The following is a 16,796-nucleotide window of genomic DNA, read 5'->3' as shown; positions in this document are numbered from 1 at the left end:
GGACGCGCAGAGGTCGCTGTAGCACTTTGAATTGCTGCATGTTTTGTCCTTAAATCGGATAGGATCTGAGGAAACATGCAGCAAGGGCCGGGCGGGGCGACATTGTCCAAGGAGGCACTCCCCCAGCCGCAGCGTCATCGACCTCCCCTTGATGGGGAGGTCACCGACGCAGTCGTTTGCAAAAGAACGCGATAGCCTTAACCTTCGTCATGAGCCCGGATCGGGGCAGGCGGTATGCGGCAGGACCGGCCGTATGGCGTCGACGTGCATCATGATGCCTTGGGGAACCGGTCGAACAAGCGGGTACGATCAATGAGCAACGCCACTTCACTGCAAGAGGAACAGCCGACCGTGAAACGGCCGAAGCGCTGGCACATCCTCGTCTTTCTGCTGCCGGCCCTTCTGGTCTACACGGCGGTCATGATCCTGCCGCTGATCGAGACGCTGCGTCTCTCGCTGTTCAACACGGTCGACGGTCAGCCGACCTTCGTTGGCCTCGCAAACTTCCAGGTGCTGTTCGGCGACGAGCGCTGGGCGCACGATTTCTGGAACGCGCTGAAGAACAACGTCATCTTCTTCATCATTCACATGTGCGTGCAGAACCCGATCGGCGTTGCGCTGGCGGCGATGCTGTCCATTCCGAAGCTGCGTTTCGTCACGTTCTACCGCACGGCGATCTTCCTGCCGACGCTGCTGTCCTTCGTCATCGTCGGCTTCATCTGGAAGCTGATCCTTTCGCCGATCTGGGGCGTTGCGCCTGGGATGCTCGATCTCGTCGGCCTGAAGTCGATGTTTGCACCCTGGCTCGGCAAGCCCGGCTCGGCTCTGATCGCCGTATCGCTGATCTCGGTCTGGCAATATGTCGGCATCCCGATGATGCTGATCTATGCCGCGCTGCTCAACATTCCCGATGAGGTGATCGAGGCCGCCGAATGCGACGGCGTCACCGGCTGGAGCCAGTTCTGGAAGATCAAGCTGCCGCTGATCCTGCCCGCGATCGGCATCATCTCGATCCTGACCTTCGTCGGCAACTTCAACGCCTTCGACCTGGTCTATACGGTGCAGGGCGCGCTTGCCGGTCCTGATGGTTCGACCGACATTCTCGGCACGCTGCTCTACCGCACCTTCTTCGGCTTCCAGCTGCAGCTCGGCGACCGCTCGATGGGCGCGACGATCGCGACGGTGATGTTCCTGATCATCCTCGCCGGCGTATCGCTCTACCTCTTCGTCATCCAGCGCCGCATGCGCCGCTATCAGTTCTAAGGGAGGCCGAGATGTCGCAAGCACGCCACTCCATTTTCCGCACCGGCTTCGTCCACATCGCGCTGATCGCCTATACGCTCATCTCGCTGTTTCCGGTGTTCCTGACGATCATCAACTCGTTCAAGGATCGCAACGCGATCTTCCGGGCGCCATTGACGGTCCCCACGCCCCAGACCTTCAGCCTGATCGGCTACCAGACGGTGCTCGGCCAGGGCGATTTCGTGACCTACTTCCAGAACAGCTTCATCGTCACGATCGTCGCGATCGCGCTGGTGCTCTTGTTTGGCGCCATGGCCGCCTTCGCGCTGTCGGAATACCGCTTCCGCGGCAACACGCTGATGGGGCTCTATCTCGCGATCGGCATCATGATCCCGATCCGGCTCGGCACCGTCGCCATCCTTCAGGGCATGGTCGCGGCCAACCTCGTCAACACGCTGACGGCGCTGATCCTGGTCTATACCGCGCAAGGTTTGCCGCTCGCGGTGTTCATCCTGTCGGAGTTCATGCGTACCGTTTCCGATGACCTGAAGAACGCCGGTCGCATCGACGGGCTGTCGGAATACTCGATCTTTTTCCGCCTCGTGCTGCCGTTGATCCGGCCGGCGATGGCGACCGTCGCCGTGTTCACGATGATCCCGATCTGGAACGATCTCTGGTTCCCGCTGATCCTGGCGCCGGCAGAAGCGACCAAGACGGTGACACTCGGCTCGCAGATTTTCATCGGCCAGTTCGTCACCAACTGGAACGCGGTGCTTGCGGCCCTGTCGCTCGCCATCCTCCCGGTTCTCGTCCTCTATGTCATCTTCTCGCGGCAGCTGATCCGCGGCATCACCGCAGGAGCAGTCAAGTGAGTTCATCCAGCAAACCGGTCCGGGTCCTCGTCGCGGGCCTCGGCAATATGGGCCGCAGCCATGCGCTGGCCTATCACAACAATCCCGGCTTCGAGATCGTCGGCCTGGTCAATCGCTCCAAGGTCGAGCTTCCTGAAGAGCTTCGCGGCTATACGATCCATCCGGATTTCAAGGCGGCAGTTGCAGAGTTGAAACCCGAGCTCTGCTCGGTCTGCACCTATTCCGACAGTCATGCCGACTATGCGGTCGCTGCCTTCGAAGCAGGCTGCGACGTCTTCGTGGAAAAGCCGCTGGCAACGACGGTCGCCGACGCCGAACGGGTCGTTGCCGCCGCCAGGAAGCATGGCCGCAAGCTGATCATCGGCTATATCCTGCGCCATCGTCCGTCCTGGATCCGGCTGATCGCCGAAGCCCGCAAACTCGGCGGTCCCTACGTCTTCCGCATGAACCTGAACCAGCAGTCGAGCGGCCCGACCTGGGAAACGCACAAGTCGCTGATGCAGACGACGCCGCCGATCGTCGACTGCGGCGTGCATTATGTCGACGTCATGTGCCAGATCACCGACGCCAAGCCGGTGGAGGTGCGCGGCATGGGTCTGCGTCTTTCCGACGAAATCGCTTCGGACATGTACAATTACGGCCATCTCCAGGTGATCTTCGAAGACGGGTCGGCCGGCTGGTACGAAGCCGGCTGGGGGCCGATGATTTCGGAGACCGCCTTCTTCGTGAAGGACGTGATGTCGCCGAAGGGCTCCGTGTCGATCGTCATGGATCCGAACGCCAAGTCGGACGATATCGACACCCACACCAAGACCTCGGTCATTCGCGTGCATAATGCGGAAACCGGCCCCAACGGCCGCTTCCTGAAACCGGACGAAGACCTGACAATGGACGGAGAGCCGGGCCATCAGGAACTCTGCGATCGTGAGCAGGCCTATGTGCTGAAGGCCATCCGCGAAGATATCAATCTCGACCGCCACATGAACGACGCCGTCCAGTCGCTGCGCATCTGCCTTGCGGCTGATGAAAGCGTCCGCACCGGCCAGCCGGTCAAACTTTAAGAGGGGCAACCAGGTGGGATCACTTCAACTCAAATCCATCCGCAAGGCCTACGGAAGCCATGAGGTTCTCAAGGGCATCGACCTGGAAGTGAAGGACGGCGAGTTCGTCATCTTCGTTGGTCCTTCCGGCTGCGGCAAGTCGACATTGCTGCGCACCATCGCCGGCCTTGAGGACGCAACCTCCGGCAGCGTCCAGATCGACGGCGTCGAAGTCGGACACGTGGCGCCCGCCAAACGCGGCATCGCCATGGTGTTCCAGTCCTATGCGCTCTATCCGCACCTGACGGTGAAGGACAATATGGGCCTGGGCCTGAAGCAGGCGGGCAAGCCGAAGGCGGAAATCGAAGACAAGGTCGGCAAGGCCGCCAACATGCTGTCGCTCGACCCCTATCTCGCCCGGCGTCCGGCGGAGCTTTCCGGCGGCCAACGCCAGCGCGTCGCCATCGGCCGTGCCATCGTGCGCGAACCAAAACTGTTCCTGTTCGACGAGCCCTTGTCGAACCTCGATGCGGCCTTGCGCGTCAACACCCGGCTCGAGATCGCCCGGCTGCACCGCAGTCTGAAGGCAACGATGATCTACGTGACCCACGATCAGGTCGAGGCCATGACGCTCGCCGACAAGATCGTGGTGCTGAACGCCGGCCAGATCGAGCAGATCGGCTCGCCGATGGACCTCTATAACCGGCCGGCCAACGTCTTCGTCGCCGGCTTCATCGGCTCGCCGCAGATGAACTTCATCGACGGCGCTCGCCTCGGCAATGCGCGCGCCAAGACGATCGGCATCCGGCCGGAACATATCGGTCTGTCGCGCGAGAGCGGCGACTGGAAGGGCAAGGTCGTGCATGTCGAGCACCTGGGTGCCGACACGATCGTCTATCTCGAGTCCGAACAGGTCGGCCTGATCACCGTTCGGCTGTTTGGCGAACACCGCCACGCGCCTGATGATATCGTCTATGCGACGCCGATGGTCGGCAGCATGCACCGCTTCGGTGCCGACGACCGCATCCTCGCCTGAGACAACCCATCCGGCACATCGCCGGATCACAGCTGCGTGATGATCAGCCGCCGTGGTGCCCAAAGCACTGCGGCGGTTGATTTTTTTCATCGAAAGAACGCACTGCATCACGGTGTTGCACTGCGGCGCAAATTAACATACATTTGTGTTTGTATATTAGCGTTCCGGTATTTTCCGATCCCGATACTGGTCTTGCTTCCCTTCACTTCCGGACCGCGCAGCCCTGCGATACGCCCTGGCTGCGCACGGTCACCGAATATGGACATCGCTATGCGCATGAACCGACCGACACTGGCCGCCGCCTTGGCAACCGTGATTCTCCTTTCCGGCTGCCAGAAACAAGAAGAACAGGCCGCTCCCGCCTTCCCGCCATCGGCCGTCGCCGTCTTCACGACCGCATCCGAGACGCTGCCGATCACCAACGAACTGCCGGGCCGCATCACCGCGACGCGCGTCGCCGAAGTTCGCCCGCGCGTTTCCGGCATCGTCGTCGAACGCGTCTTCCAGCAGGGCTCGAAGGTCAAGGAGGGTGACGTGCTCTACCGCATCGATCCGGCTCCCTTCCAGGTCCAGGTCGAGAGGGCCGAGGCGACGCTGCGCCGCGCCAAGGCCGTGCACCTCCAGGCAGAGCAGAAAGCTGCCCGACAGGAAGCGCTGAAAAAGGCCAACGTCGTCGCCGCCCAGCAGTTCGACGATGCGACCGCCTTGCTCGCCCAAGCCGACGCCGACGTCGCGATCGCCGAAGCGGGCCTCGCCGCAGCCAAGCTCGACCTGCAATATGCCAACGTGACCGCCCCGATCACCGGCCAGATCGGCCGCGCTCTCATCACCGAGGGCGCGCTCGTCAGCGCCAACAGCTCGGAAAACCTCGCCACGATCCAGCAGCTCGATCCGCTCTATGCCGACTTTACCCAGTCGGCGACCGACCTCATCCGCCTGCGCAAGGCGCTCGAGGACGGCCAGATGATGAGCGCCGATCTGGAAGCCGAGGTTCAGCTGATCCTCGACGACGGCACGACTTACGAGCACAAGGGCAAGCTCCTGTTCTCGGAAGCGGCCGTCGACGCGACGACCGGCCAGGTCACGCTGCGCGGCGAGTTCCCCAACCCCGACGGCGACCTCTTGCCGGGCATGTATGTCCGCGTGCTTGTCCAGCAGGGCGTCGAAAAGGACGCGATCACCGTGCCGCAGCAGGCTGTCCAGCGCAACAATGCCGGCCAGTCGCAGGTCTATGTCGTGGCCGCCGACAAGAAGGTCGAGTTCCGCAACGTCACGCTTGGACGGACAGTCGGAACCCGCTGGCAGGTGACCACCGGGTTGAAGCCCGGTGAAAAGGTCATCGTCGAAGGCTTCCAGAAGATCGGCCCCGGTGCACCGGTGGAACCGACCGACTGGGACCCGAACGCCAAGCCTGTGACCGAAGCAGCCCAGACGACCGCGGCGGCCGAAGAAAAGCCCGCTGAAGCCACAAAGTGAGTGCTGATTAATGCCTAGTTTTTTCATCGACAGGCCTATTTTTGCCTGGGTGGTGGCGATTTTCATCATGATCGCCGGCATCATTGCGATACCGCTCTTGCCGGTATCGCAATATCCTGATGTCGCACCGCCGCAGATCTCCATCAACACGAGCTACCCCGGCGCGTCGTCGCAGGACACCTATCAGAGCGTCACCCGTCTGATCGAAAACGAGCTGAACGGCGTCGAAGGCCTGCTCTATTTCGAATCGACCTCCAGCGCTTCCGGCTCGGTCGACATCAGCGCTACCTTTGCGCCCGGTACCGATCCGGGACAGGCGGCCGTCGACATTCAGAACCGCGTTCGCCGCGTCGAACCGCGCCTGCCCGATTCGGTCAAGCGCCAGGGCGTGCAGGTCGATGAAGCGGGTTCCGGCTTCCTGATGATCGTCGCGCTCACCTCGACCGACGGTTCGATGGACGCCATCGGTCTCGGCGACTATCTCAGCCGCAACGTGCTGAACGAAGTCCAGCGCGTGCCCGGCGTCGGCCGCGCGCAGCTGTTTGCGACCGAACGCTCGATGCGCGTCTGGCTCGATCCGGACAAGATGCTCGGCCTCAACCTGACGGCCGCCGACGTGACGAATGCCGTCCAGGCCCAGAACGCCCAGATCGCATCCGGCTCGATCGGCGCTCAGCCGAACCCGATCACGCAGCAGATCAGTGCTCCCGTTGTCGTCAAGGGTCAGCTGTCCAGTGCCGAGGAATTCGGAGCAATCGTGCTTCGCGCCAATCCGGACGGCTCCTCCGTTCGTCTGCGCGACGTCGCCCGCGTCGAAATCGGTGGCGAAAGCTACGCGTTTTCGACCCGCCTGAACGGCAAGCCATCCGCGGCTATCGCCATACAGCTGTCGCCAAGCGGCAACGCGATGTCGACCTCGGCGGCGATCAAGGAGCGCATGGACGAACTGTCGAAGTTCTTCCCTGATGGGCTCGAATATTCGGTTCCCTACGACACTTCGCCGTTCGTTGCCGTCTCCATCGAGAAGGTGCTTTCGACGCTGGTCGAAGCGGTCGCGCTCGTCTTCATCGTGATGTTCCTGTTCCTGCAGAACATCCGCTACACCATCATCCCGACGCTGGTCGTGCCGGTCGCTCTTTTGGGCACCTGCGCGGTGATGCTGGCGATGGGCTTCTCGATCAACGTTCTGACCATGTTCGGCATGGTGCTGGCGATCGGCATCCTCGTCGACGATGCGATCATCGTCGTCGAGAACGTCGAGCGCATCATGTCCGAAGAGGGGCTGACGCCAAAGCAAGCCACCCGCAAGGCGATGAAGCAGATCACCGGCGCCGTCATCGGCATCACGCTGGTTCTGGCTTCGGTGTTCATTCCGATGGCCTTCTTCCCGGGCGCCGTCGGCGTGATCTATCGCCAGTTCTCGCTGACGATGGTCGTGTCGATCCTGTTCTCGGCGCTGCTCGCGCTGTCGCTGACGCCGGCGCTGTGCGCCAGCTTCCTGAAGCAGGTTCCCAAGGGTCACCACCACGCCAAGCGCGGCTTCTTCGGCTGGTTCAACCGCAGCTTCGACAAGACCTCGCACGGCTATAGCGGCATCGTGAAGCGCCTGGTCCACCGGACCGGTCGCTACATGATCGTCTACGTCGCCGTTTTGGCCGGCCTCGGCTGGCTGTTCATGAAGTTGCCGTCGTCGTTCCTTCCGGACGAAGACCAGGGCTTCGTGATCGTCATGATGCAGCTCCCCTCCGAGGCGACGGGCAACCGCACGACCGAGGTGGTGGAACAGGCTGAGAAGATCTTCGGCCAGGAGCCCGCTGTCGAACGCATCATCGCGATCAACGGCTTCTCCTTCTTCGGCACCGGACAGAACGCAGCGCTCGCCTTCGTGACGCTGAAGGACTGGAAGGAACGCGACGCCGACAATGCGGCCCAGTCGATCGCCATGCGTGCCACCATGGCGATGAGCCAGATCAAGGATGCGATCAGCTTCGCGCTGTCGCCGCCGGCGATCCAGGGCCTCGGCACCACCGGGGGCTTCTCGTTCCGCCTGCAGGATCGCGGCGGCCTCGGCGAAGCTGCCCTCTCGCAGGCACGCGACCAGCTTCTCGGCCTTGCGGCTGAGAGCAAGATCGTCACCGGCGTTCGCTTCGAAGGCATGCCCGACGCGGCCCAGGTCAGCGTGACCATCGACCGCGAAAAGGCCAACACCTTCGGCGTGACCTTCGCGGACATCAACTCGACGATCTCGACCAACCTTGGCTCGTCCTATGTCAACGACTTCCCGAATGCCGGCCGCATGCAGCGCGTGACGGTGCAGGCAGACGAGGGTCAGCGCATGCAGACTGCGGATCTGTTGAACCTCAACGTCCGCAACGCCAATGGCGGCATGGTTCCGCTCTCCGCCTTTGCGACGGTGGAATGGGTCAAGGCCTCGACGCAGACGATCGGCTACAACGGCTATCCGTCGGTGCGCATCAGCGGCGAAGCGGCTCCGGGGTATTCCTCCGGTGACGCGATCAACGAGATGCAGCGGCTTGCGGGCGAGTTGCCGGCAGGCTTCGGTTACGAATGGACCGGCCAGTCCCTGCAGGAAATCCAGTCGGGTACCCAAGCGCCTCTCTTGATCGCGCTGTCGTGCCTGCTCGTCTTCCTGTGCCTGGCCGCGCTCTATGAGAGCTGGTCGATCCCGGTGGCGGTGATCATGGTGGTTCCGCTCGGCGTCATCGGTTCGGTGCTCGCCGTGACCATGCGCGACATGCCGAACGACGTGTACTTCAAGGTCGGCCTGATCGCGATCATCGGCCTGTCGGCGAAGAACGCCATCCTGATCATCGAGTTCGCCAAGGAACTGCGTGAACAGGGCAAGTCGCTGATCGATGCGACGCTGGAGGCAGCGCACTTACGCTTCCGCCCGATCCTGATGACGTCGCTCGCCTTCACGCTCGGCGTTCTGCCGCTGGCAATCGCCACAGGCGCAAGCTCCGGCAGCCAGCGCGCCATCGGTACCGGCGTGATGGGTGGCATGATTTCGGCAACGGTGCTGGCGATCTTCTTCGTTCCGGTGTTCTTCGTGTTCGTCACGAAGCTGTTCGCACGCAGGAAGGCCGAAGCCACACCGGCTGCAACCGAGAACCCGACACCCGCCGAGTAACGCGACAATCGACGGCCCGCCCCCCTCGGCGGGCCGTTCTGCAAGGAGGAATGAATGCGCCGAACGAAAGCCGATGCGGAGGCAACCCGGCAGAAGATCCTGAGTGCTGCCGAGCGTGTGTTCTACGCAAAGGGTGTTTCAAACACGACACTGGAGGAAGTGGCAAAGGAGGCGGGCGTCACCCGCGGCGCCATCTACTGGCACTTCGCCAACAAGACCGATCTTTTCCTGGCCCTGCACGATGCCGTGCCGCTGCCGCAGGAAGACATGGTTGCCCAGGAAATCGAGGCCGAAGCCGCCGATACGCTGGCGATCGTCGAGGACGCGATGGGCGCCTGGCTCGTTATCCTGGCCGCCGACGAGCAGCGCCAGCGCATTCTCACCATCATGCTGCGCACCAACTACGACGGGGACATGAGCGAGGTCCTGACCCGACACAAGGAGCTCGACGAGCACCACAATGCCCTGCTGGAACTGGCCTTTTCCCGTGCGCTTGCCAAAGGCTACATGCAGGACAGCTGGACGCCCACGTCGGCGACCCGTGCGCTTCACTGGGTGATGCTCGGTCTCTGCACCGAGTGGCTGCTCTTCGGTCGCCGCTTCGACATCGTTACCGAAGGGCGTGACGGGCTGAGGCGACTGTTTTCCAGCTTTCGCACGCCGCCCGCCGCCCGTCCCGCGCTGTCCACCGTCAGCTGAAGACGACGGTCTTATGGCCGTTGAGCATGACGCGCCGTTCCAGGTGCAGCTTGACGGCGCGTGCCAGCACGCGGCTCTCGATGTCGCGGCCGCTGGCGACGAAATCTTCCGCCGTCAGCGCGTGGCTGACGCGTTCGGTTTCCTGCTCGATGATCGGCCCCTCATCGAGATCCGAGGTGACGTAATGGGCCGTGGCGCCGATCAGCTTGACGCCGCGCTCATGCGCCTGGTGATAGGGCTTGGCCCCCTTGAACGACGGCAGGAACGAGTGATGGATGTTGATGGCCTTGCCGTAGAGGCGCTTCGACAGATTGTCTGAAAAGACCTGCATATACCGCGCCAGGATCACCAAATCCGCACCGGTCTCCTGCGCCAGGCGCAACAGCTTCTCCTCCTGCTCCGCCTTGTTGGCCTTCGATACCGGCCAATGATGATAGGGGATCGCCTCGAGTTCCGCCGTCCTTCGGCTGTCCTCGTGATTGGAGACGATGGCGACGACCTCGGCGTTCAGCCAGCCGACGCGGATCTGGTAGAGCAGATGCAGAAGCGCATGGTCGAACTTCGACACCAGGATGACAATCTTCGGCTTGCGCGCGGCCTCCGTCAGCGTGATACGCATCTGGAACCTCTCGACGGCCGGCCGCAGCGCCCGCTCGACATCGTCCCGTGCCGTGCCATCAGGCGCCTGGAAGGCGATGCGCATGAAGAAGCTGTTGGTGTGCCGATCCCAGAACTGACTGCTCTCGGCAATATTGGCGCCAAGGCTGGCCAACTCCGTCGTGACCGCAGCAACGATGCCGGGCTTGTCGTCACAGGACAGCACAAGGATGAATGTGTTGATGGCCATGGTCTCCTCCGATTGGCGGCTCTGCCGGGCGCTTATGCGCCCTCCCCAGAGGCTGCCTAGGGGGAGACGAGGACGGCCGCAACCGCTGTGGCGGGGGCGGCATACGCTTTCTATCATTGTGATAGGCAGACAGACAGAAGGCGGCCGTGGTGGCCGCCTTCTGCAAGAATAACTGCAGCTGTCGATGCGAGACTACTGATGGAATCCCTCAGAGAAACCTCAGTGTGCCTCGTCCCAGTTCATCGCGGCGCGGGCATCGACCTTGAGGGGCACGCGCATGTCGAGCGCCGGCATCGCCGCATTCTCCATCACCGACACGACGATCGGAATGGTCCGCTCGACTTCGGCGTCCTCGACCTCAAAGATCAGTTCGTCGTGCACCTGCAGCAGCATGCGGGCGGAAAGCTTCGCCTCGCTCAGCGCCGGCTCGATCTTCACCATGGCACGGCGGATGATGTCTGCGGCAGACCCCTGGATCGGCGCATTGATCGAAGCGCGTTCGTTGAAGGCGCGATGCGACGGGATCGACGAGCGAATGTCGGGATAGTGGGCACGGCGACCAAAAATCGTTTCGACATAACCATGCTCACGGGCAAAGGCCTTGGTGTTTTCCATGTAGTCGCGAATGCCGGGAAAACGCTCGAAATACTTCTTGATGTAGTCGCTGGCTTCCGAGCGCTCGATCGACAACTGGTTGGCAAGCCCAAAGGCGGAGATGCCGTAGATGATGCCGAAGTTGATGGCCTTCGCCCGCCTGCGGATTTCGCTCGGCATGCCCTCGACCGGCACGCCGAACATCTCGGAGGCGGTCATGGCGTGAATGTCGACGCCATCGGCGAAGGCCTGGCGAAGCTGCGGGATGTCGGCCACATGGGCCAGCACGCGCAACTCGATCTGGCTGTAGTCGGCGGAAACCAGCTTGTGACCTGATGTGGCGATGAAAGCCGTGCGGATCTTGCGGCCTTCGGCGGTGCGCACCGGAATGTTCTGCAGGTTCGGGTCGGACGAGGACAGGCGTCCAGTGGTTGTCGCCGCCAGGGCATAGGAGGTGTGGACGCGCCTGGTTTCCGGATGGACGAAACCCGGCAGGGCGTCGGTATAGGTCGACTTCAGCTTCGTCATCTGGCGCCAGTCGACGATCTTGCGCGGCAACTCGTGGCCCTCGGCGGCGAGGTCCTCGAGCACCTGCGCCGAGGTCGACCATTGCCCGGTCTTGGTCTTCGAACCGCCGGGCAACCCCATCTTGCCGAAGAGGATATCGCCGAGCTGCTTGGGCGAACCGACGGTAAACGTTTCGCCGGCTAACTTATAGATCTCGTCTTCGAGCGCCGCGGCCCCTTGCGCCAGTTCGCCGGAGAGACGCGACAGAATCTGGCGGTCGATGGTGATGCCACGCTCTTCCATGTGCGCCAGCACCGGCACGAGCGGGCGCTCCAGCCGTTCATAGACGCGCACCAGCCCCTTGGCCACGAGCCGCGGCTTCAGCACGTGCCAGAGCCGCAGCGTGATGTCGGCATCCTCGGCGGCGTAGGCGGTGGCGCGGTCGATGTCGACATAATCGAAGGTCACCGACGACTTGCCGCTGCCGGTCATATCCTTGTAGGCGATCGGCTTGTGGCCGAGCCAACGCTCCGACAGCGAATCCATCCCGTGCGTGCCGTTGCCGGCGTCGGCGACGTAGGACATCAGCATGGTGTCGTCGAAGCTCTGGACGGTGATGCCGTGCCGCTTCATGACGAGATAGTCGTATTTCAGGTTCTGGGCGACCTTCAGCACCGACGGATCTTCGAGCAGCACCTTCAGCCGGCTCAACGCCTCGCGCACCGGGATCTGGTTTTCGGCATGGCCGCCGCCGAGAAGATCGCCAACCCCTGTTTTATGGATCAACGGCACATAGGCAGCGCGGATCATCGTTCCCGAGGGGTCCTTGGCATAGTCCGCAAGCGCCAGCGAGAAGCCAACGAGCTCTGCCTGCATGGCGTCGAGCGACGTCGTTTCGGTGTCGAAGGCGACAAGGCCAGCGTCCTTCGCGTCTGCGATCCAGGCGTCGAGCGTCGGCAGATCGCGGATCGCGACATACCGCGAGTGGTCGATGGCGGCGCCGGCAAAAAGGGCAGCGCGCGACTGCGCGAGCGCCTCTGGCGTCGCCTCGGTGGCCTCGGCCGTGGAGGCTGGCTGGCCCATGGCGGCAGGCGCAACCTCTCCGGCACTCGACGGCGCCGGGGCAACCGCAGCCTTGTCGAGATCCGGTCCGCGCGCATCCGCGCCCCACTCGACCGGCACGGCAGCCGGCTCGACCGCATCGGCGTCGGTGTCCGTCGCGGCAGCAACGCGACGGGTGAGCGTCGTAAACTCCATCGCCTTCAGGAAAGCGACGAGACGCGGTCCATCCTGCGGTTCGAGCTGAAAGTCTTCGAGAGGGACGTCGAGCGGCGTGTCCGTCCGCAGCGTCACCAGTTGGCGCGACAGGCGGGCGAGATCGGCATTGGCGATGATGTTTTCGCGGCGCTTGGCCTGCTTGATCTCGCCGGCGCGGGCGAGGAGCGTATCGAGATCGCCATATTCCTCCAGCAATTGCGCCGCGGTCTTCGGGCCGATGCCGGGGATGCCGGGCACGTTGTCGGTGGAATCGCCGGTCATCGCCTGGAGATCGATCATCTTTTCCGGCGGGACGCCCCATTTCTCGATCACTTCCGGGATCGAGATCTGCTTGTCCTTCATGCTGTCGTACATCGAGACATTCGACGTCACGAGCTGCATCAGGTCCTTGTCGGAGGAGATGATGGTGACGCTGGCGCCCGCCTTTTCGGCAAGGCGCGCATAGGTCGCGATCAGGTCGTCGGCTTCGAAGCCTTCCTTCTCGATGCAGGGCAGATTGAAGGCGCGCGTGGCATGGCGGATCAGCCCGAACTGCGGGATGAGATCCTCCGGCGGAGCCGTCCTATTGGCCTTGTAGAGGTCATAGAGTTCGTTGCGGAAGGTCTTCGAGGAATAGTCGAAAATGACGGCGAAATGCGTCGGCGTGACGCCGACGGAGGTGTCGCGCGCGTCGGTGAGCAACTTCCACAGCATGTTGCAGAAACCGGACACCGCATTGACCGGAAGGCCATCGGATTTGCGGTTGAGCGGCGGGATGGCGTGGAACGCTCGGAAGATGAATCCGGAGCCGTCGACGAGGAAGAGGTGATCACCGTTTTTCATGGGCAATGGATAGCGCGGGGTGAGTCAAACGTCCATTGTGGTTTTCCCGCTGAGCACTACAATCTCCATTTGTCACAGAGGAGGCAACGATGCCGCATGACGCGCAATATGCCCTGAGGCAGTACCTTGTTCTTTCAGGGTTTGGCGGAGTCTGCTTCGTCATTTCCTGGCTCTTGTCGAGCGATCCGGCATTCCTTGTCGTCATCAAGACCCTCTTTGCGCCCATCTATCTGCTTGCGACGACGGGGCTCGATACCCATTTCAGACGGGCGGACGCGGCGCCGTGGCCACGTTGGCAGAAGGTCGAATACACGATCGCTCGGACCGCACTTTTCGTCGCCTTCATTATCGTCATGTGCATCGGGCCGGATCAATCGGTCGGCGATGTGGCGAAATCGGCGTTGACGATTGCAATCGCGGTCGGCTCGGTGGAGGTCATTTTTGCCTTGCGGAACCGGCGCTCGACAGGCGCCTAAGCAATGTCCGGCTTTCACGGAAACGTTACGCATTTGTAATGTGCGATTCATTGGCCCAATCCTTGAAAAGCCACATTTGACTCCTCAAATCTTACCCAACGGCACCGAGTGATGCCGTCTTCTGGTGATTGGCCTGTCCCCCGCCCGCACCAGATGAGGACAAAGGCCTTATCCCCCTCTCCGGGCCTTTGTCCCGTTTTCAGAGAACCGCCACGGCGCCGCCTCCGCGCCGTGGCGGTTTCTCGTTGGTCGGGTCAAATCCTTGCGAGACAAGGCTTTCTCAAGTGCATCGCTTGCTTTGTAACTTGTCTTCGCGCCGCTTCGGGCGTACCCATTGGGGCATGGCCTTCAATCGTATGGAATCTGCGACCTATCTGGCCAGCCTGCTGGCCAAGAATTTCTCGCGTGCCCTTCACGAGCGCGGCCAGAAGCTCGGCTTCGCGCCCGGGCAATTTCCCGTCCTGTTGGAATTGTGGGCGGAGGAAGGCCTGACGCAAAAGCAGCTTCTCGACAGGCTCGACATCGAACAGGCGACCATGGCCAACACGCTGGCGCGGATGGAGCGCGACGGACTGATCATCCGCCGCAAACATCCGCAGGACAAACGATCGCAGCAGATCTTTCTGACCGAGAGAGCCAGGCAAATTGAGGCCGCGGCCAAGGAGGCAGCCCTTGCTGCCGATCAATCGCTCCTGTCCGGCCTACGGCAATTCGAACGCGAACTGATGCTCGAATATATGCGCATGGCGCTTGCCCATGCCGCACGCGACGGCGGCGCCGCATGAGGCGGGCCACACCCTCTGATCGTTCCATCAAAAAATTTGGCTTAAACGCGCCCGCCTGAGGCTCTACTGCATAATTCCTTAAATCGATCCGATTTAAGGAGAAAATTATGCAGCAAGTTTAAAGCGTTACAGCGTCCTTTGCGCGTCATATTTGACGTGCGGCGCTGTAAAGCAACCTGAGCGGGTTCGTTCGGACACGCCAAAGTCGCTGCCGCCCGTTGAACGGCTGCGTGATTTCGCTGCTGAAATCGATTCCGATTTGCGACGTCATGCAGTAGGTTCCGGCAAAACTTGAAGCAAGGATATGCATGATGGCAGATATCACCCCCATTCTCGAGCGCGCAGACGCAAACCTGCCGAAGAGCCTGGACAGGCTTTTCGACCTCGTGCGCATCAAGTCGATCTCGACCGATCCGGCCTTCAAGGCCGATTGCCGCAAGGCCGCCGAATGGCTGGTCGCGGAATTGAACGGTCTCGGTTTCACCGCCTCGATCCGCGACACGCCCGGGCATCCGATGGTGGTCGCCCATCACGCCGGCGCCACCGCCGATGCGCCGCATGTGCTGTTCTACGGACACTATGACGTCCAGCCGGTCGATCCGCTGAACCTCTGGGATACCGATCCGTTCGAGCCCGGCGTCAAGGAGCTGGAGCCCGGCCGCAAGGTCATCACCGGCCGCGGCACCGCCGACGACAAGGGCCAGTTGCTGACCTTCGTCGAGGCGGCGCGCGCCTACAAGGAAGTTCACGGCTCGCTGCCCTGCCGCGTCACGATCCTGTTCGAAGGTGAGGAAGAGTCCGGCTCGCCGTCGCTAAAACCCTTCCTCGAAGCCAATGCGGCGGAACTCAAAGCCGACTATGCACTCGTCTGCGACACCAGCATGTGGGACCGGGACACGCCTGCGATCTCGGCTGGCTTGCGCGGTCTCGTCGGCGAGGAAGTCATCATCAAGGCGGCCGATCGCGACCTGCATTCGGGCTATTTCGGCGGTGCTGCCGCCAACCCGATCCGCATCCTCACCGGCATCCTCGCCGGGCTTCACGACGAAAACAGCCGCGTGACGCTTGAAGGCTTCTACGAAGGCGTCGAGGAAACTCCGGCCCAGATCAAGGTGGCATGGGAAACCCTCGGCCAGACGGCAGAAAAGTTCCTCGGCGAAATCGGTCTTTCGATCCCGTCGGGTGAAAAGAACCGCTCGGTTCTCGAATTGACCTGGGCCCGCCCCACCGCCGAGATCAACGGCATCACCGGCGGCTATACCGGCGAGGGCTTTAAGACGGTGATCGCCGCACAGGCCTCCGCCAAGGTCTCCTTCCGCCTGGTCGGCAACCAGAATCCGGAAAAGATCCGCGAAGCCTTCCGCGCCTATGTGCGCTCGAAGGTGCCGGCGGATTGCACCGTCGAATTCCACGCCCATGGCGGTTCGCCGGCCATCCAGCTGCCTTACGATTCGAACCTGCTCAACACGGCAAAGCTCGCCCTTTCCGACGAGTGGCCGAAGCCGGCGGTGGTCATCGGCATGGGCGGCTCGATCCCGATCGTCGGCGACTTCCAGAAGATGCTCGGCATGGAATCGCTGCTCGTCGGCTTCGGCCTTTCGGACGACCGCATCCATTCGCCCAACGAGAAGTATGAGCTGCAGTCCTATCACAAGGGCATTCGTTCCTGGATCCGCATCCTGAACGCGCTTGCCGCCTGATATTGCAGCGCCGCGCGCCAAATATGGCGTGCTAAGGTAAACGACGTCGGGGCGGGTCCCCCGCCACGACGATCACGCCGCGTTCGAGATCATCACGACAAAGTCGGCAATCAGCGCTGCGAATACGCCGCTGCCGGTAACCACCACGCCGATGAAGAAGATGCGCGTCGCCTGATCGTAGATTTTCGGCTGCAGCGAGCGCAGCTGGAGAAAATCCCAGAGCGCATGCATCTGCAAAAGGATGCCGATCGCCAACAAGGAGACGGCGGGG

General features: G+C 62.3%; 12 protein-coding genes and 1 pseudogene. 10 read left to right on the top strand and 3 right to left on the bottom strand.

From position 1 onward, the window contains the following. Positions 1–312: 312 nt before the first annotated feature. The 7 genes from AC244_RS26560 (at position 313) to AC244_RS26530 (ending at position 9,516) form a co-directional block, all read left to right on the top strand. Positions 313–1,263, top strand: a complete 951-nt coding sequence (locus AC244_RS26560) for a carbohydrate ABC transporter permease (protein WP_053251831.1) — start codon at positions 313–315, stop codon at positions 1,261–1,263. An 11-nt stretch (positions 1,264–1,274) separates the two neighbouring features. Continuing rightward, positions 1,275–2,114, top strand: coding sequence for a carbohydrate ABC transporter permease (locus AC244_RS26555; RefSeq protein WP_053251830.1), 840 nt, complete (start codon positions 1,275–1,277; stop codon positions 2,112–2,114). Next, positions 2,111–3,175 (top strand): Gfo/Idh/MocA family protein, encoded by a 1,065-nt coding sequence (locus AC244_RS26550; protein ID WP_053251829.1) that lies wholly within the window; start codon positions 2,111–2,113, stop codon positions 3,173–3,175. The genes AC244_RS26555 and AC244_RS26550 overlap by 4 nt, the downstream gene beginning before the upstream one ends. Positions 3,176–3,188: 13 nt before the next feature. Further along, on the top strand, positions 3,189–4,190 hold the full coding sequence (locus AC244_RS26545) for an ABC transporter ATP-binding protein (RefSeq protein WP_053251828.1): 1,002 nt from the start codon (positions 3,189–3,191) through the stop codon (positions 4,188–4,190). A gap of 258 nt (positions 4,191–4,448) precedes the next feature. Beyond that, positions 4,449–5,666, top strand: coding sequence for an efflux RND transporter periplasmic adaptor subunit (locus tag AC244_RS26540; RefSeq protein ID WP_053251827.1), 1,218 nt, complete (start codon positions 4,449–4,451; stop codon positions 5,664–5,666). 10 nt (positions 5,667–5,676) lie between these two features. Further along, positions 5,677–8,817 carry an efflux RND transporter permease subunit gene (locus tag AC244_RS26535; RefSeq protein ID WP_053251826.1) on the top strand — a complete coding sequence of 1,047 codons (3,141 nt, stop codon included), beginning with the start codon at positions 5,677–5,679 and terminating at the stop codon, positions 8,815–8,817. A 54-nt stretch (positions 8,818–8,871) separates the two neighbouring features. Then, positions 8,872–9,516 (top strand): TetR family transcriptional regulator, encoded by a 645-nt coding sequence (locus tag AC244_RS26530; protein WP_053251825.1) that lies wholly within the window; start codon positions 8,872–8,874, stop codon positions 9,514–9,516. On the opposite strand, the gene purU is transcribed toward AC244_RS26530, so the two are convergent. Together purU and polA are read right to left on the bottom strand one after the other, a co-directional pair. Further along, positions 9,509–10,363: a formyltetrahydrofolate deformylase gene (gene purU, locus AC244_RS26525; protein WP_053251824.1), complete on the bottom strand. Its 855-nt coding sequence runs from the start codon at positions 10,361–10,363 to the stop codon at positions 9,509–9,511. The genes AC244_RS26530 and purU overlap by 8 nt on opposite strands. A gap of 219 nt (positions 10,364–10,582) precedes the next feature. Next, complete coding sequence (polA, locus tag AC244_RS26520) at positions 10,583–13,564, bottom strand: DNA polymerase I (RefSeq protein WP_053251823.1); 2,982 nt, start codon at positions 13,562–13,564, stop codon at positions 10,583–10,585. An 89-nt stretch (positions 13,565–13,653) separates the two neighbouring features. Between polA and AC244_RS26515 the strand changes: the two genes are divergently transcribed. From AC244_RS26515 to AC244_RS26505, 3 genes are all read left to right on the top strand, one after another. Then, positions 13,654–14,040, top strand: coding sequence for a hypothetical protein (locus AC244_RS26515; protein WP_053251822.1), 387 nt, complete (start codon positions 13,654–13,656; stop codon positions 14,038–14,040). A gap of 341 nt (positions 14,041–14,381) precedes the next feature. Continuing rightward, positions 14,382–14,825 (top strand): MarR family winged helix-turn-helix transcriptional regulator, encoded by a 444-nt coding sequence (locus AC244_RS26510; RefSeq protein ID WP_053251821.1) that lies wholly within the window; start codon positions 14,382–14,384, stop codon positions 14,823–14,825. Positions 14,826–15,133: 308 nt separating this feature from the next. Next, the gene (locus AC244_RS26505) at positions 15,134–16,525 is read left to right on the top strand and encodes a M20/M25/M40 family metallo-hydrolase (protein ID WP_152976117.1); all 1,392 of its coding nucleotides are present in this window, start codon (positions 15,134–15,136) and stop codon (positions 16,523–16,525) included. A 72-nt stretch (positions 16,526–16,597) separates the two neighbouring features. On the opposite strand, the pseudogene AC244_RS37255 reads toward AC244_RS26505, so the two are convergent. Then, a pseudogene (locus tag AC244_RS37255) lies at positions 16,598–16,796 on the bottom strand (hypothetical protein); the annotation flags it as partial.

Source organism: Ensifer adhaerens (genome assembly GCF_001270265.1).
Lineage (GTDB): Bacteria > Pseudomonadota > Alphaproteobacteria > Rhizobiales > Rhizobiaceae > Ensifer > Ensifer adhaerens_B.
This window is presented reverse-complemented; position numbering and strand designations above follow the sequence as displayed.

Bases quoted from the DNA above. Each gene is read 5' to 3' on its own strand.
- AC244_RS26560 (WP_053251831.1), top strand. From the start codon at position 313: ATGAGCAACGCCACTTCACTGCAAGAGGAACAGCCGACCGTGAAACGG.
- AC244_RS26555 (WP_053251830.1), top strand. From the start codon at position 1,275: ATGTCGCAAGCACGCCACTCCATTTTCCGCACCGGCTTCGTCCACATC.
- AC244_RS26540 (WP_053251827.1), top strand. From the start codon at position 4,449: ATGGACATCGCTATGCGCATGAACCGACCGACACTGGCCGCCGCCTTG.
- AC244_RS26535 (WP_053251826.1), top strand. From the start codon at position 5,677: ATGCCTAGTTTTTTCATCGACAGGCCTATTTTTGCCTGGGTGGTGGCG.
- AC244_RS26530 (WP_053251825.1), top strand. From the start codon at position 8,872: ATGCGCCGAACGAAAGCCGATGCGGAGGCAACCCGGCAGAAGATCCTG.
- purU (WP_053251824.1), bottom strand. From the start codon at position 10,363: ATGGCCATCAACACATTCATCCTTGTGCTGTCCTGTGACGACAAGCCC.
- polA (WP_053251823.1), bottom strand. From the start codon at position 13,564: ATGAAAAACGGTGATCACCTCTTCCTCGTCGACGGCTCCGGATTCATC.
- AC244_RS26515 (WP_053251822.1), top strand. From the start codon at position 13,654: ATGCCGCATGACGCGCAATATGCCCTGAGGCAGTACCTTGTTCTTTCA.
- AC244_RS26510 (WP_053251821.1), top strand. From the start codon at position 14,382: ATGGCCTTCAATCGTATGGAATCTGCGACCTATCTGGCCAGCCTGCTG.
- AC244_RS26505 (WP_152976117.1), top strand. From the start codon at position 15,134: ATGATGGCAGATATCACCCCCATTCTCGAGCGCGCAGACGCAAACCTG.